Origin of the sequence: Comamonas denitrificans, from assembly GCF_042654745.1 — a bacterium.
GTDB classification, from domain to species: domain Bacteria; phylum Pseudomonadota; class Gammaproteobacteria; order Burkholderiales; family Burkholderiaceae_C; genus Comamonas; species Comamonas denitrificans.
The window spans coordinates 97,976-119,586 of sequence record NZ_JBHSEY010000016.1 but is presented as its reverse complement, the minus strand read 5'-3'; the positions used below and the strand labels follow the sequence as shown (position 1 = coordinate 119,586).

The 21,611-nt window shown below is 60.3% G+C and carries 19 protein-coding genes; 3 read left to right on the top strand and 16 right to left on the bottom strand.

Going from position 1 to position 21,611, the window contains the following annotated elements; translation table 11 throughout:
• Positions 1 to 7: 7 nt before the first annotated feature.
• Both glyS and glyQ read right to left on the bottom strand, forming a co-directional pair.
• Positions 8 to 2,170: a glycine--tRNA ligase subunit beta gene (glyS, locus tag ACFO24_RS04670; RefSeq protein WP_377737084.1), complete on the bottom strand. Its 2,163-nt coding sequence runs from the start codon at positions 2,168 to 2,170 to the stop codon at positions 8 to 10.
• A 60-nt stretch (positions 2,171 to 2,230) separates the two neighbouring features.
• Positions 2,231 to 3,181, bottom strand: coding sequence for a glycine--tRNA ligase subunit alpha (glyQ, locus tag ACFO24_RS04665; RefSeq protein ID WP_377737082.1), 951 nt, complete (start codon positions 3,179 to 3,181; stop codon positions 2,231 to 2,233).
• A 134-nt stretch (positions 3,182 to 3,315) separates the two neighbouring features.
• Here glyQ and ACFO24_RS04660 point away from each other — a divergent pair, with 134 nt between their 5' ends.
• Positions 3,316 to 4,404: an SPFH domain-containing protein gene (locus ACFO24_RS04660; RefSeq protein ID WP_377737080.1), complete on the top strand. Its 1,089-nt coding sequence runs from the start codon at positions 3,316 to 3,318 to the stop codon at positions 4,402 to 4,404.
• Between the two features lie 40 nt (positions 4,405 to 4,444).
• On the opposite strand, the gene ACFO24_RS04655 is transcribed toward ACFO24_RS04660, so the two are convergent.
• On the bottom strand, positions 4,445 to 4,891 hold the full coding sequence (locus ACFO24_RS04655) for an OsmC family protein (RefSeq protein WP_377737078.1): 447 nt from the start codon (positions 4,889 to 4,891) through the stop codon (positions 4,445 to 4,447).
• Positions 4,892 to 5,183: 292 nt separating this feature from the next.
• Here ACFO24_RS04655 and ilvA point away from each other — a divergent pair, with 292 nt between their 5' ends.
• Positions 5,184 to 6,755: a threonine ammonia-lyase, biosynthetic gene (gene ilvA, locus ACFO24_RS04650; RefSeq protein ID WP_207575750.1), complete on the top strand. Its 1,572-nt coding sequence runs from the start codon at positions 5,184 to 5,186 to the stop codon at positions 6,753 to 6,755.
• A gap of 154 nt (positions 6,756 to 6,909) precedes the next feature.
• Here the strand turns inward: ilvA and ACFO24_RS04645 are convergent, their stop codons facing one another.
• From ACFO24_RS04645 to ACFO24_RS04585, 13 genes are all read right to left on the bottom strand, one after another.
• Complete coding sequence (locus ACFO24_RS04645; RefSeq protein WP_207575751.1) at positions 6,910 to 7,206, bottom strand: flagellar protein FliT; 297 nt, start codon at positions 7,204 to 7,206, stop codon at positions 6,910 to 6,912.
• 21 nt (positions 7,207 to 7,227) lie between these two features.
• Complete coding sequence (gene fliS, locus ACFO24_RS04640; protein WP_377737075.1) at positions 7,228 to 7,644, bottom strand: flagellar export chaperone FliS; 417 nt, start codon at positions 7,642 to 7,644, stop codon at positions 7,228 to 7,230.
• Positions 7,645 to 7,701: 57 nt separating this feature from the next.
• Complete coding sequence (fliD, locus tag ACFO24_RS04635; protein ID WP_377737073.1) at positions 7,702 to 9,054, bottom strand: flagellar filament capping protein FliD; 1,353 nt, start codon at positions 9,052 to 9,054, stop codon at positions 7,702 to 7,704.
• A gap of 199 nt (positions 9,055 to 9,253) precedes the next feature.
• On the bottom strand, positions 9,254 to 9,970 hold the full coding sequence (locus ACFO24_RS04630) for an RNA polymerase sigma factor FliA (RefSeq protein ID WP_207575754.1): 717 nt from the start codon (positions 9,968 to 9,970) through the stop codon (positions 9,254 to 9,256).
• Positions 9,971 to 9,974: 4 nt separating this feature from the next.
• Positions 9,975 to 10,790, bottom strand: a complete 816-nt coding sequence (locus ACFO24_RS04625; protein ID WP_377737071.1) for a hypothetical protein — start codon at positions 10,788 to 10,790, stop codon at positions 9,975 to 9,977.
• Positions 10,744 to 12,285 carry a flagellar biosynthesis protein FlhF gene (gene flhF, locus ACFO24_RS04620; RefSeq protein WP_377737069.1) on the bottom strand — a complete coding sequence of 514 codons (1,542 nt, stop codon included), beginning with the start codon at positions 12,283 to 12,285 and terminating at the stop codon, positions 10,744 to 10,746. Before flhF ends, ACFO24_RS04625 begins: the two co-directional genes overlap by 47 nt.
• A gap of 2 nt (positions 12,286 to 12,287) precedes the next feature.
• Positions 12,288 to 14,390: a flagellar biosynthesis protein FlhA gene (gene flhA / locus ACFO24_RS04615; RefSeq protein WP_377737067.1), complete on the bottom strand. Its 2,103-nt coding sequence runs from the start codon at positions 14,388 to 14,390 to the stop codon at positions 12,288 to 12,290.
• Positions 14,391 to 14,428: 38 nt separating this feature from the next.
• Positions 14,429 to 15,574 carry a flagellar biosynthesis protein FlhB gene (gene flhB / locus ACFO24_RS04610; RefSeq protein ID WP_377737066.1) on the bottom strand — a complete coding sequence of 382 codons (1,146 nt, stop codon included), beginning with the start codon at positions 15,572 to 15,574 and terminating at the stop codon, positions 14,429 to 14,431.
• A 172-nt stretch (positions 15,575 to 15,746) separates the two neighbouring features.
• On the bottom strand, positions 15,747 to 16,472 hold the full coding sequence (locus ACFO24_RS04605) for a protein phosphatase CheZ (RefSeq protein ID WP_377737064.1): 726 nt from the start codon (positions 16,470 to 16,472) through the stop codon (positions 15,747 to 15,749).
• A 6-nt stretch (positions 16,473 to 16,478) separates the two neighbouring features.
• On the bottom strand, positions 16,479 to 16,871 hold the full coding sequence (gene cheY / locus ACFO24_RS04600) for a chemotaxis response regulator CheY (RefSeq protein ID WP_207575760.1): 393 nt from the start codon (positions 16,869 to 16,871) through the stop codon (positions 16,479 to 16,481).
• Between the two features lie 29 nt (positions 16,872 to 16,900).
• Entirely contained in the window at positions 16,901 to 17,941 is a 1,041-nt protein-coding gene (gene motB, locus ACFO24_RS04595; protein ID WP_377737062.1) for a flagellar motor protein MotB, read from the bottom strand.
• Complete coding sequence (motA, locus tag ACFO24_RS04590) at positions 17,942 to 18,802, bottom strand: flagellar motor stator protein MotA (protein ID WP_207575762.1); 861 nt, start codon at positions 18,800 to 18,802, stop codon at positions 17,942 to 17,944. It lies immediately after the preceding gene.
• A gap of 218 nt (positions 18,803 to 19,020) precedes the next feature.
• Positions 19,021 to 19,596: a 5-formyltetrahydrofolate cyclo-ligase gene (locus tag ACFO24_RS04585; protein WP_207575763.1), complete on the bottom strand. Its 576-nt coding sequence runs from the start codon at positions 19,594 to 19,596 to the stop codon at positions 19,021 to 19,023.
• 15 nt (positions 19,597 to 19,611) lie between these two features.
• Between ACFO24_RS04585 and ACFO24_RS04580 the strand changes: the two genes are divergently transcribed.
• Positions 19,612 to 21,579: a lytic transglycosylase domain-containing protein gene (locus tag ACFO24_RS04580; RefSeq protein WP_377737061.1), complete on the top strand. Its 1,968-nt coding sequence runs from the start codon at positions 19,612 to 19,614 to the stop codon at positions 21,577 to 21,579.
• Positions 21,580 to 21,611 lie beyond the last annotated feature (32 nt).

The window sequence follows — 21,611 nt, the reverse complement described above, 5'->3', positions numbered from 1 at the left end:
ACTTTGCTTACCCCGCCAGCCGCGCCAGGTCGGCGACCTGGTTCATGCACTGGTGCAGGCTGGCCAATAGGCCCAGGCGGTTGTTTTTCAGCGCCACATCGTCGGCATTGACCATGACGTGCTCAAAGAAGGCATCCACCGGCGCGCGCAGGGCGGCCAGGGTTTGCAGGTGGGCGGTGGTGTCGCCCGCTTGCAGTTGCTGCTGGGCCTGGGCGGCGATGGTTTGCAGGGCGGCGTACAGGTCTTTTTCAGCGGCTTCTTGCAGCAAGGCGGCATTGACTTGGGGCTGGACTGCCGTTTCAGCTTTTTTCAGGATATTGCCCACGCGCTTGTTGGCGGCGGCCAGCGCGGGGGCTTCGGGCAGGGCCGCAAAGGCGCGCACTGCTGCCAGGCGCTGGGCCACGTCCGAGAGGCGCTGCGGGCGCAGGGCCAGCACGGCATCGACTTCTTGGGCGCTGTAGCCTTGCTCGCGCAGGCTGACGGCCAGGCGGTCGTAGAAGAAGTCTTGCAGGGCGGCGGCCGGGTCTTGGATTTTGTCGCCAAACACCGGTACGGCGCGGGCGATGAGCTGGCCCAGCTCCAGCGGCAGGGCTTTTTCTACCAGCATGCGGATCACGCCCAGGGCATGGCGGCGCAGGGCAAACGGATCGCGGTCGCCGGTGGGCAGGTTGCCGATGCCGAACATGCCGACCAGGGTTTCCAGCTTGTCGGCCAGCGCCACGACCAGGCCCACGTTGTCGCGCGGCAGCTGGTCGCCGGCAAAGCGGGGTTTGTAATGGTCTTCAATGGCGTGGGCCACAGTGTCGGGCAGGCCATCGTTCAGGGCGTAGTACGCGCCCATGGTGCCTTGCAGCTCGGGGAATTCGCCCACCATGTCGGTGACCAGATCGGTCTTGGCCAGCAAGGCGGCGTTGTCCACGCAGGTGAGCAGCCATTCTTCGGCCACTTGGCCTTCGTGGCTGCTGAGGCTGGCGTGCTGGGCACCAAGGTTGTCAAACAGCTGCACGGCAATGGCTTTGGCGATGGCGCGTACGCGCTCGACGCGCTCGCCCTGGGTGCCCAGTTGGTTGTGATAAACCACTTTGGCCAATTGCGGCACGCGGCTGGCGAGGGTTTTTTTGCGGTCTTGGTCAAAGAAGAATTTGGCATCGGCCAGGCGCGGGCGCACCACGCGCTCGTTACCCTGGATGACGGCGCTGGCATCGTGCGGGGCGATGTTGCTGACGATCAGGAACTGGTGCGTGAGCTTGCCCTGGGCATCGAGCAGGGGAAAGTATTTTTGGTTGGCCTTCATGGTGAGGATGAGGCATTCCTGCGGCACGGCCAAAAATTCTTCTTCAAACTGGCAGATGAGCACGTTGGGGCGCTCGACCAGGGCGGTGACTTCGTCCAGCAACGCTTCATCTTCGATAGCTACCACCCCGCCACCCACTTTGTCTGCAGCCTGTTTTAACTGCTGAACAATGTCGGCGCGGCGCTCGGCAAAGCTGGCAATCACGGCCCCTTGGTCACGCAGCTGCTGGGCGTAGCTGTCCGCGCTGTGCAGCACGACGGGATTGACCGTGGCCTCAAACCGGTGGCCCTGGGTGCTGTTGCCCGCTTGCAGACCCAACGCGGAAACGGGCACCACGTCGGCACCATGCAGCGCCACCAAGCCATGGGCGGGGCGCACAAAGTGGACGCTGCTCCAGCCGTCTGGCAGCTGGTAGGTCATGACTTTGGGGATGGGCAGCTTGGCGATGGCTTCATCCAGCGCCTTTTGCAGGCCAGCGGCCAGACTGGCCCCTTGGGCGGTGCTGGCAAAGTAAAGCACGTCGGCCTTGCCGTCATGCACGCGCTGCAGGCTGGGCACCACGCTGGCATCGGCCCCCAGGGCGGCGAGTTTTTTTAGCAGCGCGGGCTTGGGCTGGCCATCGGCCTCCAGGCCCACAGCCACGGGCATGAGCTTTTGCGAGACGGCTTTGTCGGGCGCTTGCGCCAGCACGGCGCTGATGTGCGCCGCCAGGCGGCGCGGCGAGGCGTAGGCGGTCACGGCCGAGGCGGCGGTGGTCAAGCCCTGCGCGGCCAGCTGCTCGTGCAGCACGCTGGCAAAGGCATCGCCGAGTTTTTGCAGGGCTTTGGGGGGGAGTTCTTCAACGAAGAGTTCAACGAGCAGGTTGGCAGTGGTCATAATAATTTAGGAGCTACTCGCGCTTACTGGGTAAGCGTTAGATGGCAAATTTGTTTGAAATTAAGCGGCTTTCTTTTGTTTTTCTGCGGCTTTGGCCAGTTCGGCCAGCACTTCGTCGGCGTGCTGCTTGGGGGCCATGGGAAAGCCCAGGCGGGCGCGGCTGTCCAGGTAGCTTTTGCCCACGGCGCGGGCCAGGTTGCGGATGCGGCCAATGTAGGCGGCGCGCTCGGTCACGCTGATGGCGCCGCGTGCATCCAGCAGGTTGAAGGTGTGGCCGGCCTTGAGCACTTGCTCGTAGGCGGGCAGGGCCAACTCGGCGGCAATCAGCTGGTTGGCGGTCTGTTCGTGCGCGGTGAAGGCAGTGAACAGAAAATCGACATTCGAGTGCTCGAAGTTGTAGGTCGATTGCTCCACCTCGTTTTGGTGGTACACGTCGCCATACGACAGCTTGGATCCATCCGGCCCTTCGGTCCAGGTCAGGTTGTACACGTTGTCCACGCCCTGCAAATACATGGCCAGGCGCTCCAGGCCGTAGGTGATTTCGCCGGTGGCGGGCTTGCAGTCGATGCCGGCCACTTGCTGGAAGTAGGTGAACTGGGTCACTTCCATGCCGTTCAACCACACCTCCCAGCCCAGGCCCCACGCGCCCAGGGTGGGGTTTTCCCAATCGTCCTCGACAAAGCGGATGTCGTTCTTCTTCAGGTCAAAGCCCAGGGCTTCCAGGCTGCCCAGGTACAGCTCCAGGATGTTGGCCGGGGCGGGCTTCAACACCACTTGGTATTGGTAATAGTGCTGCAGGCGGTTGGGGTTGTCGCCGTAGCGGCCATCTTTGGGGCGGCGGCTGGGTTGCACGTAGGCGGCCTTCCAAGGCTCGGGGCCGATGGCCCGCAGGAAGGTGGCGGTGTGGCTGGTGCCAGCGCCCACTTCCATGTCATAGGGTTGCAGCAGGGCGCAGCCCTGGTTGGCCCAGTAGGTCTGCAGTTTCAGAATAATGTCTTGGAAGGTGAGCATGGCCGTTGTCGCTTGGGTCTAGGTTTATTCTCTGGCGCGGTCGGCAAAAAAGTGCGTCCGCAAAGCAAAAGGGTCTGATTTTAGGCCCGCTGCGTCCTTCTACAATGCCCCACCGTTATTAAGGAGCTGTGCCCATGAATATCCTGAACATCATCAAAAGCCAATTGATTGAAGTGATCGAGTGGACGGACGACTCGCGCGACACCCTGTCCTACCGCTGGCCCGATGAGGACAAGGAGATCAAAAACGGTGCCCAGCTCATCGTGCGCGAGTCGCAGCAGGTGCAGTTTGTCGCTGCGGGCCAGTACGCCGACCTGTTCGGCCCGGGCAAGCACACGCTCTCGACCGAGAACATTCCGGTGCTATCGACCATTTACGGCTGGAAGTACGGCTTTCAGTCGCCCTTTAAATGCGATGTGTACTACATCAACACGCGCCTGTTCACGGGCAACAAATGGGGCACGGCCAACCCAGTCACGGTGCGCGACCCCGACTTTGGCGTGGTGCGCATTCGCGCCTTTGGCACGTACGACTTTCGCATCGTGCAGCCGGCGCTGTTCCTGAAAGAAGTGGCGGGCACCGACCAAAACTTTCGCCTGGATGAGTTTGCCGACACCATGCGCTCGCGCATCGTGAGTATTTTTAGCGAGGCGCTGGCCAAGGCCAAAATCCCGGTGCTCGATGTCGCCACGCGCTACAGCGATCTGGGCGAGGCGCTGGTGCAGATCATCAACCCGGCGGTGGTGGATAAATACGGGCTGGAAATCACCAGCTTCATTCTGGAAAACGTCTCGGTGCCGGCCGAGGTGGAGCAAGCCATTGACAAGCGCTCCAGCATGACCGCCATTGGCAACCTGAACGACTACGTGAAATACCAAATGGGCCAGGCCATGGCCAATGGCGGTGACAGCGCCGCCACCCTGCCCGCCAGCATGGCCATGGGCTTTGGCATGGCGCAAGAGATGATGAAGCAAATGCAGCAGCCCGCCCCGGCCGCCAGCGGCTTTCTGCCCGGTGCGGCGGCACCCACACCAACACCAACCACCGCACCTGCTGCGGCCCCGGTGTTGCAGGTCTACACCCCCGAGCAAGCGGCCCAGCTGCTGGGCGTGGAGGTGGCCGATGTGCTGGCCGAGCTGGAAGCGGGAAACCTGAAAGGCCGAAAAATAGGAAGCGCTTGGCGCATTGCACAAGCGGCTTTGGATGAGTTTTTAGCCGGATAACGTTAAAAGAGCTGCGGTTGCAGCTCTTTTTTTATGCGTTTTATTCACCCACCGTAAAGCTGGTGGTGATTTCGGCGGTTTTGCCCAGCATGATGCTGGCCGAACAATACTTCTCGTGCGACAGGGCAATGGCCCGCTCCACCGCCGCTGCGGGTAAATCCTTGCCAGTGACGGTGAAGTGCAGATTGATCTTGGTGAACACCTTGGGCTCAACCTCGGCACGCTCGGCCTGAATCTCCACCGTGCAGCCACGCACCGCATGGCGGCCGCGCTTCAAGATCAGCACCACGTCGTACGCGGTGCAGCCGCCCATGCCCGCCAGCAGCAGCTCCATGGGCCGCGCGGCCAGGTTTTGGCCACCGTTGGTGGGGGTGCGCTCATCGGGCGCACCGTCCATATTCACGGTATGGCCGCTGCCGGTTTCGGCAACAAAGCCCATGTGGGAGCGGGTTCCGCTGGCACCCGTCCAGCTGACTGTGCATTTCATGCAATTTCCTTGTGAATTAAATTTGCGGGGGGTTTGTTGCAATGCAGCAAAAATCTACATACAATCCCCATATCGCGACTTTATCGCACCTGTTGTCTCCTCCACCCTCCAAAGGTGGATTCCAACCCTAGGCCTTACCGCCTAGGGTTTTTTTTCGTCCCCTCACCGCGGCCTGTCCGTAGAAGCGGCGATGCCTGGCTTCGTGCTGCACTGCCGCCAAGGGGTTGCGCAGTGCCTATGATGTTCGATTTTGCGGCACCGGCACCGGCCCGCCCCCGTAGCTTCAATTTTTATGACGACCTTGCCCCCAGCCACCACGGCACTCACGCCCGCCGATTACCTCACCCGCATCCTGAACGCCCGCGTCTATGACGTGGCCCTGGAAACCGATCTGGAAGTGGCCAAAAACTTAAGCCGCCGCCTGGGCAACAAAGTGTTGCTCAAGCGCGAAGACCAGCAACCGGTGTTCAGCTTCAAGCTGCGCGGCGCGTACAACAAAATGGCCAACCTCACCCCCGGCCAGCTGGAGCGCGGGGTGATTTGCGCCTCGGCCGGCAACCATGCGCAGGGCGTGGCCCTGGGCGCGCGCAAGCTGGGCTGCCGCGCCATCATCGTGATGCCCACCACCACACCCCAGCTCAAAATTGATGCCGTGGCCGCGCTGGGCGGCGAAGTGGTGCTGGCCGGCGAGAGCTATTCCGACGCGTACCAGCACGCCGTGGTGCTGCAGGAAAAACAAGGCCTGACCTTTATCCACCCCTTTGACGACCCCGACGTGATTGCCGGCCAGGGCACCGTGGCCATGGAGATGCTGCAACAGCTGCAAAAGCTGGGCAGCCCGCGCCTGGATGCGGTGTTTGTCGCCATTGGCGGCGGCGGTTTAATTTCTGGCGTGGCCAATTACATCAAGGCGGTGCGGCCGGACATCAAAGTCATTGGCGTGCAAACCAAAGATTCGGATGCCATGCGCCAGTCGGTGCTGGCCGGTCAGCGGGTGGAGCTGGCCGATGTGGGCCTGTTCTCGGACGGCACGGCGGTGAAGCTGGTAGGGCAGGAGACCTTCCGCATCACGCAAAACCTGGTCGATGATTTTGTGGTGGTCGATACCGATGCGGTGTGCGCGGCCATCAAAGACATCTTTGTGGACACCCGCTCCATCGTTGAACCCGCCGGGGCCCTGGCGGTGGCTGCTATCAAGCAGTACGTGGCCGAGCACCAAACCGAGGGCGAAACCTACGCCGCGATTTTGTGCGGTGCGAACATGAATTTTGACCGCCTGCGTTTTGTCGCCGAGCGCACCAATGTGGGCGAAGAGCGCGAGGCCCTGCTGGCCGTGACCATGCCCGAAGAGCGCGGCAGCTTTCGCCGCTTCTGCCAGTTGATTGACCTGCTGCCCGGCGGCCCGCGCAGCGTCACCGAGTTCAACTACCGCATCAGCGACCATGATCGCGCCCATGTGTTTGTCGGGCTATCGACCACGGCCCCGGGCGAATCGACCCGCATCGTTGAGCACTTCCAGGGCCACGGCTTTGCCGCCCTGGATTTAACGCACGACGACATGGCCAAAGAGCATTTGCGCCACATGGTGGGCGGGGCATCGGCCCTGGCGCAGGATGAGCGCCTGCTGCGCTTTGTCTTTCCTGAGCGGCCGGGGGCTTTGCTCAAGTTCCTCAGCCTCATGGCCCCCAACTGGAACATCTCGCTGTTTCACTACCGCAACCAGGGGGCCGACTACGGGCGCATTTTGGTCGGCCTGCAAGTGCCCGCCAAGGATGGGGCGCAGTTTGCCCAGTTCTTGCAAAGCCTGGGCTACCCCTGGGTGGAGGAAACCAGCAATCCCGCCTACCAGTTATTCTTGCGCTAATTTTTAGTGTTTTTGGCCGCTATCGCTTATCTATCAAGCGCTAGCAGCTCACTTTTTTATATAAAACCCAAGATCAAGCCCAAGAAAAAAGCCCGAATAAACAAGCTATCCGGGCTAAGAGAACACCTTGGAGGGCGTTAAACCAAGTGGTGCATCAATGCAGGGCCGAACCGGCCGGGGCCGTGCCCATGTATTCCAGCGTGGCCAGCCACGGCTCGGCCAGCAGGCGGATTTGGGCATCGTTGCGCAGAATGCGCTGCATGATGCGGGTCTTTTCCTTGCGCTCTTGGGCCGATAAGGTTTGCGCCTCGGCCTGGGCACGCAACTCACCAATCAGCACCGCGCAGGCTTTTTCGCAATCGGCAACTGCTTGCCAATTGCTGCTCATGGCGGCTTGCAGCATGTCCGTGCTCTTGGTCTCGATTGCTTTGTAAAAATCCAACAATTCCATCTCCCTCACTCCTTAACGCCGTCACGCGCCAGCAGTTGTGTTGCCCTCTGGGCCAATTTCTTTCCATCCCTGTGCTACAGGCTGCAGCACCCCAATCACTTCCTCGACCAGGCCCACGTCGTTGTGGACGTTGGCATGGGTCAGCTGCTTGACGGAATAGTCATACAGCAGCTTTAAATTTCCGGCCAGCTCGCCCCCCTTGTCCAAATCGAGGCCAGCGGCCAGGCCTTCTTGCAAAATGCGCACGGCTTTGCCCAGATGGCGGCCTTTTTCCTCGATCTCGCCACGCTCCATCGCGCCCCGGGCCGCGTTCAGACTTTGAAACAGGCCTTCAAATAGCATTTGAATCAAAGCATGCGGCGAGGCGTTTTCCACCCCCGAATGCGCACCCACCTGGCGGTAGGCATTGGCTCTGTTAAATCCTGAAGAAGAAAACATGCGAATCCTTGGCAATCGTAAAAAAAAGTAAATCTGTTTAAAGCGCAATAACCAGGATTAACTCTTGGCTTTATTCCAGGTGGTCACCATTTGCGAGACGTAGGCATTGAGCGCGTTCAAGGAGGCCATCTTGGTATCGAGCGCCGAATACTGGGCGTACAGGCGTTTCTCCAAGGTGTCCGCGCGGGTATTGACTTTGGTCTGCTCCGCGCTGTTGCTCTTGAGCGTGCGCTCCAGCGAATCGGTTTTGGTGTTCAGGGTGCCGTCAAAGGACAGCAGCTTGTCGGTAAAGTTTTTGAAGTTCACGGCAATCCCGCCGCCTTGGCCCAGGGCATCGGCCTTGTTGGCGAACAGGCCTTTGAGGCCTTCCAGATTGGTCAAGGCCTTGTCCAGCTTGGTGGTGTCGGTGCTCAGTTTGCCGCCCTCTTGCATCTGGATGCCGATTTCGGCCAAGCGCGTCAGCCCCCCGGTGCTGCCCGAGATGCCTTGGGTCAGCATGCGCAAGGAGTTTTGCAAGCTCACGGTGGCGCTATCGCCTTGCAGCACCCCTGCGGTTTTGCTCTCTTCGACGTACTTGGTCGATTGGGTCAGCAGGTCGTTGAGTTCGTTGTAGGTATCGACAAACTCTTGGATGTTTTTCTTCATTGCCTCGGTGTCGGCTTTCACATTCAGCGTGGCCGCCGTGCTGGTGACTTCCGAGACGGTAAACGACATACCGGGGATGGTGTTGGCAAAGGTATTGGTGCTCGATTCAACCTCCATGCCGTTGAGTTTGACCTTGGCGTTTTGGGCGGTTTGGGGGGTGGTCTGCCCCAGCACCGCCGGTGCCGCGCTCAAACCCACCGTAAATGCCTTGTCGGTGCCGGTTTCCTTGGAGCGCAGCATCAAGCGCTCTTTGCCATCCACGTCAGTGACGATCGAGGCCTGGATGCCCATGCCGGCCTCATTGATTTTGGTGGCAATTTTGGTGAGCGTGTCCAAGGAGGTGATGTCGATGTCTTTGCTCTCGGTGCCCATGGTCAGCTTGATGGTGCCCGCTCCCATGGGTTGATCTTTGGGCAACGCAGCGCCGCCAGCGCCGCCAAGCGCCGTGGTTTGGGCCTGGGCCAGGTCCGTGACCTTGATGTTGTAGGTGCCGGTGGCCGCAATCCCGGTCATGGTGCCCGAGAGGGTGGGGTTGCTGGAGCTGATGCTCACGCCATTCCAAGCACTGTCGCGGGTGAGTTTGGAGACGATGTCGCCCAATTTGGAGGTGAGCGATTTGATCTCGCCGTAGGTCGAAATTTGGGTTTGGATGCCTTCGGCTTTGTACTCCAGTTTCTTCAGCGGGACTTTTTCCGCCGCAACCATTTGCTCGACGATTTTGGCGACATCTAAGCCACTGCCGATCCCTGCGGATGAAATTGCCATGGTGAATACTCCTTCAACTGCATGCGCCACCCTGCGGGTAACTGTTGCCTTAATGCCTATTGTGCTGCGGTTGTTGCTATAACAAAAGCGAGAAAACTACCGCTCACACCTATCAATCTCTTTGATCCAGACCACGTGGAACACGCAAGTGTCCAGGGCCTTGTTTTTTTATCGGCGCTTTGCGAAAGAACTTAAGCCCTTAATGCAAACGCATTTTTGTGCGCAGCCGTGCGATGGCTTGGCTGTGCAATTGGCTGATGCGCGACTCGGTCACTTCCAGGACGGCGGCGATTTCTTTCAGGTTCATATCGTGCTCGTAGTACATGGCCATGACGTATTTTTCGCGCTCGGGCAGGTTCTCAATGGCCTCCACCAGCGCCTGGCGCAAGCGATGGTCACGCAACTGGGCAAAGGGGTCGGCCTGGGCATCGGCCACATGGCGATCGAGGAAGTTTTCGCCCTCATCGCCGTTTTGGCCCATGTCTTCCAGATAAATCAATTGCGTGCCGCGCACCCGGCCCAGCAGCTCTTGGTACTCGGCCAGCTCCAGCTCCATGGCCTCGGCGATTTCGGATTCTTTGGGCGCTCGGCCTAGGCTTTGCTCCAGGCGGTGGATGGCGCTTTCAATGTCTTTTTGGCCTTTGCGGGCGCTGCGGCTCATCCAATCGCTGCCGCGCAGTTCATCGAGCATGGCACCACGAATGCGCTGGCTGGCAAAGGTCTCAAATTGCACCCCATGGCTGGTTTCGTAGCGCGACAAGGCATCGGCCAGGCCAATCATGCCCACCTGGATCAAATCGTCCAGCTCCACACTGGGCGGCAACCGGGCCATCATGTGCTGCGCAATCCGCCGCACCAGCGGGGCGTGCTGGCGGATCAAGGTATCAAGGCTTAATTGACCGTGGGCGGTGTACATCAACTCAATGATTCCACGCAGGTGAAGGGGTGGCGCAAGGCGCAAACAGGCTGGCGGGCAGCATTGCGGGCTCAGGCGCAGTAATCACCTGCCCCTGCTCCAAGCATTGTAGCGCCCAGCGCTGTAGCTGCCGGGGGTGTTCTGGGTCGATTTGCTGGGCCAAAGGCTCAACATGCAAATGGTGGTGTGCGCACTGCGCTATAGATTTCAAGAGCGGGTCCAACCCGGTATGCGCCGGGCGCAACGCCAGCAACTGGGGCATGACCCCGGTGTCCATGAACACTTGCTTCAGCGCGCGGTAGCACGCCACCACGCTGTGGCGTTTGGTGGGCACCAGCAACCAGGGCGCTTGCTGCACCCCCTTGCACACCGCCCCCAGCAAGGGGGCCGGGGCCAGCACCACCAGCAGCGCATGGTTGCGAAAATGCCGGTACAGCTGCCCCAAGGGCGGCTGGCCACTGGCTTGCGCCCAATCGGCCAGCTCTTGCAAGCCCCGCGCCGCAGGCAAGCTGGCAATGGCGTGGGGCTGGGTCAGGTGCGCCGGCAGCGCGGTGCTGCTGCAGCCTTGCAGCACGTCTTCTAGGCCTGGGGCTTGGTCGGTTTCGCTCTCTAGGCCATCCAAAATCATCACCGGGTAGCCTTGCGCTTGCAACGCTGCGCAGGCTTGCCACAGGGCGTGCAAGTCCTCCACCTCGCCCGAGGGGATGACGCTTAATACCCGCAGCTGCCCACTGGACTGGCCAAGCAGGCTGCTGCCCTGGTGCCAACCACTGTCAAGCATGAAAACCTCCGCCAGCGGCCCCCAAGGGGGAATCTGCATAGAAAAAGTCCAAATCCAGCGCGCTGGGGTCAAACGCCGATTTGCTGTGCGCCCGCATCGCGCTGGCAATCAGGTTGCTGGCCACGGCACGGTCAAAATCTTCAGGCACGCGCTGGCCGTTGGTCACCCCGCGCAACACCATTTGGTGGCGAATCAGGGCATCGAGCGCCGGGCCGAGTTTGACGGCTTCATCCACCTTGGACAGGATGGCTTGGCGGCAATTGTGGTGCTTGAACGCGGCCAAGGATTCATCCAAGGTGTCGCCATGGCAGCCGGCATTGGCCACCAGCAGTTGCTGCACGCCAGGCAGCTGCAGCACTTGCAAAATATCGTCCTTGCGGGGGTCGCGGGGGGATACACCGGTGGTGTCGATGATGACCATTTTCTTGCCCGACAGCAGGCCCAGCAAATCTTTCAAGGCCGCTTTGTCATGGGCCAAGTGGGCCACGACACCGAGCATGCGGCCATAGGTGCGCAGTTGCTCGTGGGCACCGACCCGGTAGGTATCCAGCGTGATCAGGCCAACGTTTTGCGCCCCGTGTCGTTGGGCGCACAGGGCGGCCAGTTTGGCCGCCGTGGTGGTTTTGCCCACCCCGGTCGAGCCGATCAAGGCAAACACGCCGCCCACATCGTAGATGGGTGCTGCCGAGGCATCGGTGCGCAAATTGCGCTCCAGCACCTGCATCAGCCAGCGCAGCGATTCTGCCGGGGCCCCGGTTTGGGGCATGCGCTCAATCAGGGTGCGGGCCAGGGCGGGCGAAAAACCGGCGCGAATCAACTTCAAGATCAGGTTGGAGTGCAGTGGGTTTTGCCGCGTTTGCCCCAGCCAGGCCAGGGTGTTGAAGCGTTCTTCGATCAGACTTTTGACGGTCTGCAGCTCTTGCAGCATGCCTTGGCTGGTGGCGGGGCTGGCCGCCAGATTTTTGCTGGTCGGCACCTCTGCGGCCATGGCACGCAGGGGGTTTTGGCGCACCACCTGGGGCATAGCGGGGGCTTTGGCACTGTCTTGGCGGGCTTTGCGGGCGAAGGTGGGCAATTGGTCTTCAGGCAACTCGGCCGCCTGGATGCCTTCGCTGCGGCGGCGCAGCATGCGCTCACGCACGTAATCCTGGAAGGACAGGGTGCTCATGGCCAGCTGCTCGGTATCTTCGGCCACGCTTTGGCGCGGGCTGACGTGCACCGGCGCGGCCATGCGTGGTGCCACAGCAGCGGCCACGGGCTTGGGTGCTGGGGCCTGCGGGGCAATGATGGGGGCCGCAGTTTTGCGCAAGGGGCGGGTTTCTTCGGCCGCCCGCGCCTGGATGGCGGCGCGCAGCCCGGGACTGGTTTTCTGGCCACGGTCCATGTGCTGCAGGTGGTCTTCGGCCGTGGCCATGACTTCCACGCCCTGGGCGGTGGCGCGGTTGGACAAAATGAGTGTGCCTTCGCCAAAAACAGACCGTGCTTTGGCTAAGGCTTCACGCGAAGTGGGAGCAAGAAAGCGTTGGATGTTCATAGTTATGCACCTTTAAGAATCGGGCCGATGCGGATCGAATGCGTTTCGGGAATTTCACTGTGCGCCAGCACTTGCAGGCGCGGGGCCACACGGCGCACGAGACGGGCGATGGCATTGCGAATTTGGTCGGGCACCAGCAGGCAGGCCGGCATGCCCAGCTCCTCTTGCTGGTTGGCCACCTCGGCGGCCCGCTGCGTCAGCACATCGGCCACGCCCGGGTCCAACGACGGGCCGTTGGCATTGGTCAGCGCTTGCACCAGCAGGCGCTCTAAACCGGGTTCGATGGCAATCACATTCAACTCGCGGGTGGGGCCGTAAATTTGTTGCACGATGGCCGGGGCCAAGGCAATGCGCACGCGCCGCGCCAGCTCCACCGGGTCTTGGGTGTGCCCGGCGTTTTCCGCCAGGGTTTCAATAATGGTGCGGATGTCACGAATGTGCACCGCATCCTCCAGCAGCAGCTGCAGAACTTTTTGGAACACAGTAATCGGCACCATTTTTGGAATGACCTCTTCAATCAACCGGGGGGCCACTTTGGCCACGTGATCCACCAGCTGCTGAACCTCGGCGCGGCTCAGTAACTTGGCGGCATGCATTTGCATCAAGTGTGACAAATGTGTTGCCATCACAGTTTCCGAATCAACGACGGTAAAGCCTGCCATTTGTGCCGCTTCTTTTTGGCGCTCGTCAATCCAGTGGGCGGGCAAGCCAAAGGCCGGGTCGGTGGTGGGGGTGCCGATCAGTGGCGTGGTGATGCCACCGGGGTTGATCGCCAAATACATGCCGGGGAAGGCTTCGCCCTCGCCCACCATCACGCCGCGCAGGGTGATGCGGTAAGCGCTGGGCTTGAGTTCGAGGTTGTCGCGCACATGCACGGCAGGGGGCAAAAAGCCCACTTCCTGGGCAAATTTGCGGCGCACGCCTTTGATGCGGGTGAGCAAATCGCCTTGGCGCTTTTTATCCACCAGGGCAATCAGGCGGTAGCCCAGCTCCAGGCCCAGCAGATCCACGGGCTGCAAGTCGTCCCAGGTGGCCTCGGTTTCTTGCTGCGGCGCAGCCAGCGCCTCTTGCGCGGCAGCGAGCTGCTCGGGGGTTTCTTTGGGTTTGTTTTTCGCCCGCATGGCCAGCCAAGCGCCGTAGCCAAAGGCGCAGCCCATCAGCAAAAATACGGTGTGCGGCATGCCCGGAACCACCCCCAGCAAGATCAAAATGCCGGCCGTAATGCCCAAGGCCCGGGGCGACATGAACATCTGCGCAGCAATCTGCTTGCCGGTGTCGTTGTCCTTGCCCACGCGCGAAATCACCATGGCCGCAGCCACCGAAATGAGCAAACCAGGAATCTGCGCGACCAGGGCATCGCCCACGGCCAGCAAGACGTAGCTGTTGGCCGCTTCGCCCGCCGACAGGCCGTGCTGGGCCATGCCGATGGCAAAGCCGCCGATGATGTTGATGATCAAAATCAAAATCCCGGCCACCGCATCACCGCGCACAAACTTGCTGGCACCGTCCATGGAGCCAAAGAAGTTCGCCTCTTCCTGCACCTCCAAGCGGCGGCGTTTGGCTTCGGCCTCGTCGATCAGGCCGGCGTTCAAGTCGGCATCCACAGCCATTTGCTTGCCCGGCATGGCATCCAAGGTAAAGCGGGCGGACACCTCGGCAATGCGCTCAGCCCCCTTGGTCACCACCATGAAGTTGATGACCACCAAAATGGCAAACACGATCAAACCCACGGCAAAGTTGCCGCCAATCAAGAAGTGGCCAAAGGCCTCAATCACCGCCCCAGCCGCACCGGGGCCGGTGTGCCCTTCGAGCAAAACCACGCGGGTCGAGGCCACGTTCAGCGACAAACGCATCAAGGTAGTGAGCAGCAACACCGACGGGAAGGCGGCAAAGTCCAGCGGCTTGACCATGTACGCCGCCACCATCATCACCATCAGCGCCAGGGCGATGTTCAGCGTGAAGAAGGTGTCCAGCATCCACGGGGCAATCGGCAGCACCATCAAGGCCAGGATGGCCACCACCAGGATGGGGGCCGCCAAGCCTTGCACAGCCCAGCCATTTTGGCCGGCCCATTGCTGAAGATTCTTTAAATTTGCGGTACTCATAGCACGCTTCCCTTTTATTTCAACGCTATTTATGGTTTTTATTCCGCAAAACGTTTCTTGTTATGCGGATCCAGCTCTTCTGGAACATCGGGTGGGGCCAAATCACCGGGGGCGGGCGCTTCGCCGCGCAGGCTGGCTTTCAACCGATACACATAGGCCAGCACCTGCGCCACAGCGGTGTAGAGCTGGGCTGGAATGGTTTGGTCAATTTCCGCATGGGCGTACAGCGCCCGCGCCAGCATGGGCGACTCCAACACGGGGACGCTGTGGGCCTTGGCCACTTCCCGAATCTTCAGCGCAATCAAATCTGCGCCCATGGCCACGACTTGGGGGGCGCTCATGGTGGCCTCGTCATAGCGCAGCGCCACGGCGTAATGGGTGGGGTTGGTGACAACAAAATCGGCCGCCGGCACGCGCGAAACCGAAGCACGGTGCGCCATCTCGCGCTGCTTTTGGCGAATTTTGCCCTTGACTTCAGGGCTGCCTTCAGACTCTTTGTGCTCTTGCTTGACCTCTTGGTGGCTCATTTTCAAGCGCTGCAAGAATAGGAATTTTTGCAAGGGCACATCAATCAGGGCCACGATGAACACCACCAACATCAGCAGCGTGAGGCCCGACAAAATCCAATCGCCCGCCATGGCCAAGGCCATCGGGCTGCCCTGCGCGGGCAACTTAGCCACATGCGCCACGCCATCACGAATGTGCAGCCAGGCGATAAATCCCAAAATCAGCGTCAGAAAAACGTTTTTGATCGCCGTGACCAATTGCTGCTTGGAAAACACGTTGCCCAAGCCTGTCAAGGGGTTGATCTTGCTGAATTTGGGCATGATGGGTGTCCAGCTGAACACCCAGCCGCCGGACATCAGACTGAGCAAAATCGTCGCCACATTGATGCACAGGGCAAACACCAGCACCCCCATGATGCCCAGGCCCATCATGCTGACCAGGCGCTCAAGCATCACATGCGGCACCAGCACCGTGGCCCCATCAAAGGTGAACTGCTGGCGCATCTCGATGCGCAGGTGCTGCAACAGGGTGGGGCCACCGGCCAACACCACCGCACAGCCGATGCCTAAAACCGCCAGATGCGACAAGTCCCGCGAGCGCGAGGTCTGGCCCTCGCTACGGGTCTTTTGCAGCTTCCTGGCGGTGGCTGGTAGGGATTTATCTTGGCTCGATTCCATGGTGGCATGAGAGGTAAGGTCTCATGCCATTGTCCGGATCTGGAAAGAATGCAAAGGATGGATAAGCCCGCTTTAAGGGCTGTTTATCTTGCAAAAGACGCAAGGCGATAATAAAAACAGGAGCTGCAAACGCTTATCCAGCAAGCGTTTCAAGCCTTTTTATCTATTTACATCAAAAACCCAGGCTGGCCAGCAAATCATCCACCTCGGACTGCGAGGACACCACATTGGGGGTGCTGGCTGGATCGACCACCGGGCCATTGAGCTGGGGATGGGCAATGGGCTGGCCTTCAGCCAACGCCGCAGCCCAGACATCTTCGGCATCCACCGCCTCAGGCACCGGCGGCGCAGGGGGCTGGGCAGGTGCCGCTGGGAGCACCGCACCGGCCGGGGCGGTTTGCACCAGCAATTCCACCAGCTGATTCTCCAGGCTGGAGGCCAAGGTAACCACCTTGGCAATCACCTGCCCAGTGAGGTCATGAAAATCCTGGGCCATCATGATGTCGGTCAGTTGCTGATCGACAATTTCGGTGGCGGTCTCCATGTCCTCCAGGTAGTTCATGATGTGCCCCTTGGCCACCGCAGCGACTGGGTCGGCAATCATGGACTGGCGCATCTGCTTGGTGGCATTGACGATATTGGTTTGGCGCACTTTTGCGTCATCCACCAAGCTCAACACTTTTTCGGCCGCCTCGCCGGTTAAACGGGCGATGTACGACAGCCGATTTTGGGCATCGGGCAGCTTGTCGGCCGAGCTGCGCAAACGATCAGCGTAGCCCAGCTCGCGCAAGGCATCGTGCAGCTGGCGCGTGAGCAGCCCCAGCTTGTTGTGAACATCGTCCTGCCCCAAACCGGCTGCAGGCGCATCAACGGGAGGATTGGGCAGATCTTCTTGCATGGTGTTTTACGCCAATCCTTGTTTTTTCAGGATCAGGGTCACCTTCTCTTCCAAGGTGGCCTTGGTAAAAGGTTTCACGATATAGCCAGCAGCCCCGCCTTGGGCGGCCGCCACAATATCCTCTTTACGGGCTTCCGCGGTCACCATCAGCACAGGCAGGTGTTTGAGTTTTTCGTCCGACTTCACTTCTGCCAACAGCTGAAAGCCGTTCATGTTGGGCATATTGATATCGGTCACCACGAAGTCGAACTTGCTGCTGCGCAGCTTTTGCAAGGCCGCTACACCGTCTTCAGCCTCATCGGCCTCAGAGAACCCGCTCTCTTTGAGCAGGTTGCGCACGATCCGGCGCATGGTGGAGAAGTCATCAACAATTAAAAAACGAAGGGCAGTGTTTGCCACATCGGGCCCCTTTCGGTGAAAAGTTATCGTTAAGGTCTTGCAGCTTCAGGGGCGGCGGATGGCCCCTTCGCTGCATCTACAGGTGCGGGTATTGTCGCTGGTTCAAAGGGTCGATTGTCCGGGGTTTGCCCTGTCAGCACTTCAGGAACGTCGGTTTGCTGCGTGACTGGCTGGAAATTTTTCCCCAGCAAGCGCTCTTCGGCTTCGCGGGTGAGCACAGTAATCGTAATGCGCCGGTTTTGCGGTGCCCGTGGTTGGTCCGGCAATAACAAATCCATGGACGAAAGGCCGACGACCCGGGCCAGCTTGTCATCGGGCATGCCCGCAGAAACCAGCTCCCGGCGTGAAGCATTGGCGCGATCGGTGGACAACTCCCAGTTGCTATACCCGCGCTCGCCATTGCCGTACGGTGCGGCATCGGTGTGCCCAGCCAAGCTGATGCGATTTTCTACCCCGCCCAGGGCCGCCCCCACCTCTCGCAGGATAACGCGCATATAGGGTTTGACGATGGCGCTGCCAATATCAAACATGGGGCGGTTTTGCTCATCCACAATTTGAATCTGCAAGCCATCCGGGGTGATATCCATGCGGATCTGCGAGCGGTACTCGTTGAGCGTGGCATTGCTGGAAATCACCGCCTCAATCTTGGCCTGCAAGGCCTTGATGCGCTGCGCATCTTCTTGTGCCCGACGGGCTTTGGCATCCATGTCACGGCGCCGATTGGTGTCGGCATCTGCGTCAGAGCGCTTGACCTGCCCGCTGATGCGGGCCAAATCAGTGCCACCCCCAGGAATGATGCTGGAGCTGTTACCGGCCCCATCCCCGCCCTGCATGGCCACTTTCAGCGGTGAATTAAAGTAGGCAGCAATGCCTTGCAAATCCCCTTTGGCGGTGGAGCCGAGCAGCCACATCAAGAGGAAAAACGCCATCATGGCGGTGACAAAGTCAGCGTAAGCAATTTTCCACGCGCCGCCATGCACACCATGCGCGCTTTTCTTAACGCGCTTGATGATGATGGGCTGGAGTTTTTTTTCACTCCCTCCCGCCTGGCCCTGGGGTGCGGTTGCCATTTACTTCTTGCCCTTGACGTGGGACTCGAGCTCAAGAAAGCCGGGGCGCTCCGTCGAGAAGAGAACTTTGCGGCCAAACTCAATCGCTGTGGGCGGGTTGTAGCCTTGCATACTGGCAATCAAGGTGCATTTGATGCAATCGAACTCTTTGGAGGCATCTTGCACGTTGTGCTCGACCAAGCAGGCCATGGGTTCGACCAAAGCGTAGGCCAGCAAAATCCCCAAAAACGTCCCGACCAGCGCCGAGGCAATCATCCCTCCCAACACCGAGGGGGGCTGCCCCACCGAGCCCATGGTGTTCACCACCCCCAGCACGGCGGCCACGATACCAAAGGCAGGCAAAGCACCAGCCAGCCGCTGCAAAGCGACCACCGGACGGTGCGCCTCTTGGTGGTGGGCATCAATTTCGTTGTCCATGAGCGATTCAATCTCATGGGAGTTGAGGTTGCCCGAGACCATCATGCGCAAATAATCGGTCATGAAATCGACCAAATGGTGGTCGGCCAACAGCGCAGGGTATTTTTGAAACATGGGGGAGTTCTGTGGCTCCTCCACATCGCCTTCAATGGACATCAAGCCCTCTTTGCGGGCTTTTTGCAAAATGTCATAGAGCAAGGCCAACAAGTCCATGAACCGGGCTTTGTTCTGTTTTCCCCCTTTAAAGGCAGCCGCCACGGCAGCGATGGTGGCTTTTAACACCTTGGGGGGATTGGATACCAAGAACGCACCCAGGGCCGAGCCACCAATGGTGGCCATCTCAAAGGGCAAGGCCTTAGCCAAAACATCCACGTTGCCGCCGTGCAATATATACACACCGAAAACGCAGCCAAAAGCAATAACATAACCAATGATGGCAAACATAGGCGGGATTTTGTCAGACTGCCGAGCAGTCAAATACGAAAACTAAAGGGAGAAAACTGCACTTCTTGGCTGCTTGGTGCAATTTCTTGCGCTTTTCATGCAATGGCGCAAAACGTTTGACTGTATCTTGCCTGCACTGCAGTCTGCTGGCACACGGTATTTCATCGTACACAGTAAGTAGTTACTAGCAGCACCAACCCAGCACAGCCCATGCACCATCACCCAACGGGCCAGACTGCACCGTAGTTGTTCAATATGGCATCCAGGGGCTGGTCGTGCGGCTCGGGCTCAAAGCAATCAATATACCCTTGCGCAAACCCCAAACCAACGGTGAACGGTTTGGGCTGCAATTGCGCCAAGGTGCGGTCATAAAAACCACCGCCGTAGCCCAGGCGATACCCCCCCGCGCCATAGCCCACACAGGGCACGAACAGCAACGTCGGCTCAATCACCTCCGTGTCTTTGGGCTTGGGAATCCCGTAGGCATCCTCTTCCATCGGGCACCCCGGATACCACACATGAAAACGCATGGTCTTGGTTTGCTTATCAATCACCGGCAAGCCAATGCGGCGCAACTGGGGTTTGTCCAGCAGCTCGCCATCTTCCTTCCAGCGGTGCAGGACAGGCAAGGGGTCAAATTCCCCTTTGATTGGCCAATACGCACCAATCACCGTATCGGCACGGCCCACCAACCAAATGCGCATGGCACTTTGCAGGTCGTGCGTGCTCTGCTGCCGATGGGGCATTTGCAAACGGGCTTGCACCAAACTTCGGCGCAGGGCTACTTTGTCCATCACATAATCCACAGAATGAAACGGCTTGCAATTTTGACACCGCTGGTGGCTTTGGCCACTACTTTGACCTGTCCTGGCGTTGTTTTCGCGCAGTCTGCCGCAGATGAGGTGCTGCTGCAGATGCAACAAGCCTCGCGCAAACAGGACCTGCGGACGCTGACCTCCCTGCTACCGGCCATCCAAGACCACCCGCTGGAAGTCTGGGGGCACTACTGGGCACTGAAGGCACGGCTAAGCAGTGCCACGGCCCAAGAGGTGGAAGACTTCCTGCAGCGCTGGCGCGGCACCTACCAAGAAGACCGCCTGCGCAACGACTGGCTGCTGCTGCTGGGCCAGCGGCGCAACTGGGCAGAATTTGAACGCCTGCACACCGAGTTTCGGATGCAAGACGACAAGCAGCTGCGCTGCTACGACTTGGCCATTGCCAGCATCGAAGGCCGCCTGCCCCAGCACGCCAGCACCGAACTGCAGCAACTGTGGATGGGCCAGCCCGCCAATGACGATGGCTGCACATACGCCGCCAGCACCCTGTACGCCGCCGAGCAACTGCCCGCCCTGGCCGTGTGGCAACGCGCCCGCCTGGGGGCCGAACGCAACCAACTGAGCACCGCGCGCAATGCGCTGGCCATCGTTGCGCCGCAGCACGTGGCTGCCCTGGCCGGGCTGTTCAAATCCCCGCAGGCATACCTAAGCAACCCCAAAACCACCCCACCGCCCGCCCTGGCCACGCTGGCCCTGGTTCGGCTGGCCAGCAGCGACCCCGACCAGGCCGCGCAATTGCTGCGCACGCGCTGGCAACAATCGCTGTCCGCCGAAGAGCAGCACTGGGTCTGGGGCATGATCGGCAAAGTGGCCGCCCGCCGCCTGTCTGACAATGCGCTGGATTATTTTGCACAAGTCAAACAGCTGACCGACCTGAACGACGACAGCCTGGCCTGGCTAGCCCGCGCCGCCTTGCGTGCTGGCCAATGGGACAAGGTGCAGCGCGCCATCGCCGCCATGTCCCCCGCACAACAGCAAGACAGCACCTGGGTGTACTGGCAGGCCCGCGCCCTGCTGACCCAGGGCACACCCGCCGACCAGGCACGCGCCCAGGCCTTGCTGGGCAGCATTGCCGGTGTCGATGGCTTCTACGAACAACTGGCCGCTGAAGACCTGGGGCAAGCCGTGCTGCCGCCGCCCGAGCCGCAGCCGCCCACCGCCGAGGAAATCGCCCGCGCCCACGCCAACCCCGGCCTGACGCGGGCGCTGTATGCCATCCGCATCGGCCTGCGCAGCGAAGGCGTGCGCGAATGGAACTACACCACCAACCTGCACCAACCCGGCGGCATGCATGACCGCGATCTGCTGGCCGCCGCTGCCATCGCCTGCCAAGCCCAGGTGTGGGATCGCTGCATCAACACCAGCGAGCGCACCAAGAGCTTTGTGAGCTGGCAGCAGCGCTACCCGATGCCGTTCAAAGACGAAGTGGTCACCCGCGCCCGCACCATTGGGCTCGATCCCGCCTATGTGTACGGGCTGATCCGCCAAGAAAGCCGCTTCATCATGGACGCACGCTCCCACGTCGGGGCCTCCGGGCTGATGCAGGTGATGCCCGCCACGGCCAAGTGGACGGCCAAAAAAATCGGCATGACCGATTTTCAGCCCTCAATGATCAACCAGCACGATGTAAACATCACCATCGGCACCGCCTACCTCAAGCTGGCGCTGGACGATTTTGATGGCTCCATGGCGCTGGCCGCCGCTGGGTACAACGCTGGCCCCGGTCGCCCGCGCAACTGGCGCAACGGCCCGGTGCTGGATGCAGCGATTTGGGCCGAAAACGTGCCCTTCACCGAAACGCGCGACTATGTGAAAAAGGTGCTGGCCAACACCACCAACTACGCCGCCGCCATCACCGGCCAACCCCAATCGCTACGATCCCGCCTGGGGCTGGTGGGGCCGAAAAACACCCCTGTGGCGTACAACAAAGAGCTACCTTAAATTTGATAGCTGTTTGCGCTTTAAATACATTG

Excerpts from the sequence above, each read along its gene's own strand:
- glyS (WP_377737084.1), bottom strand. The coding sequence starts at position 2,170 with ATGACCACTGCCAACCTGCTCGTTGAACTCTTCGTTGAAGAACTCCCC.
- glyQ (WP_377737082.1), bottom strand. The coding sequence starts at position 3,181 with ATGCTCACCTTCCAAGACATTATTCTGAAACTGCAGACCTACTGGGCC.
- ACFO24_RS04660 (WP_377737080.1), top strand. The coding sequence starts at position 3,316 with ATGAATATCCTGAACATCATCAAAAGCCAATTGATTGAAGTGATCGAG.
- ACFO24_RS04655 (WP_377737078.1), bottom strand. The coding sequence starts at position 4,891 with ATGAAATGCACAGTCAGCTGGACGGGTGCCAGCGGAACCCGCTCCCAC.
- ilvA (WP_207575750.1), top strand. The coding sequence starts at position 5,184 with ATGACGACCTTGCCCCCAGCCACCACGGCACTCACGCCCGCCGATTAC.
- ACFO24_RS04645 (WP_207575751.1), bottom strand. The coding sequence starts at position 7,206 with ATGGAATTGTTGGATTTTTACAAAGCAATCGAGACCAAGAGCACGGAC.
- fliS (WP_377737075.1), bottom strand. The coding sequence starts at position 7,644 with ATGTTTTCTTCTTCAGGATTTAACAGAGCCAATGCCTACCGCCAGGTG.
- fliD (WP_377737073.1), bottom strand. The coding sequence starts at position 9,054 with ATGGCAATTTCATCCGCAGGGATCGGCAGTGGCTTAGATGTCGCCAAA.
- ACFO24_RS04630 (WP_207575754.1), bottom strand. The coding sequence starts at position 9,970 with ATGTACACCGCCCACGGTCAATTAAGCCTTGATACCTTGATCCGCCAG.
- ACFO24_RS04625 (WP_377737071.1), bottom strand. The coding sequence starts at position 10,790 with ATGCAGATTCCCCCTTGGGGGCCGCTGGCGGAGGTTTTCATGCTTGAC.
- flhF (WP_377737069.1), bottom strand. The coding sequence starts at position 12,285 with ATGAACATCCAACGCTTTCTTGCTCCCACTTCGCGTGAAGCCTTAGCC.
- flhA (WP_377737067.1), bottom strand. The coding sequence starts at position 14,390 with ATGAGTACCGCAAATTTAAAGAATCTTCAGCAATGGGCCGGCCAAAAT.
- flhB (WP_377737066.1), bottom strand. The coding sequence starts at position 15,574 with ATGGAATCGAGCCAAGATAAATCCCTACCAGCCACCGCCAGGAAGCTG.
- ACFO24_RS04605 (WP_377737064.1), bottom strand. The coding sequence starts at position 16,472 with ATGCAAGAAGATCTGCCCAATCCTCCCGTTGATGCGCCTGCAGCCGGT.
- motB (WP_377737062.1), bottom strand. The coding sequence starts at position 17,941 with ATGGCAACCGCACCCCAGGGCCAGGCGGGAGGGAGTGAAAAAAAACTC.
- motA (WP_207575762.1), bottom strand. The coding sequence starts at position 18,802 with ATGTTTGCCATCATTGGTTATGTTATTGCTTTTGGCTGCGTTTTCGGT.
- ACFO24_RS04585 (WP_207575763.1), bottom strand. The coding sequence starts at position 19,596 with ATGGACAAAGTAGCCCTGCGCCGAAGTTTGGTGCAAGCCCGTTTGCAA.
- ACFO24_RS04580 (WP_377737061.1), top strand. The coding sequence starts at position 19,612 with ATGAAACGGCTTGCAATTTTGACACCGCTGGTGGCTTTGGCCACTACT.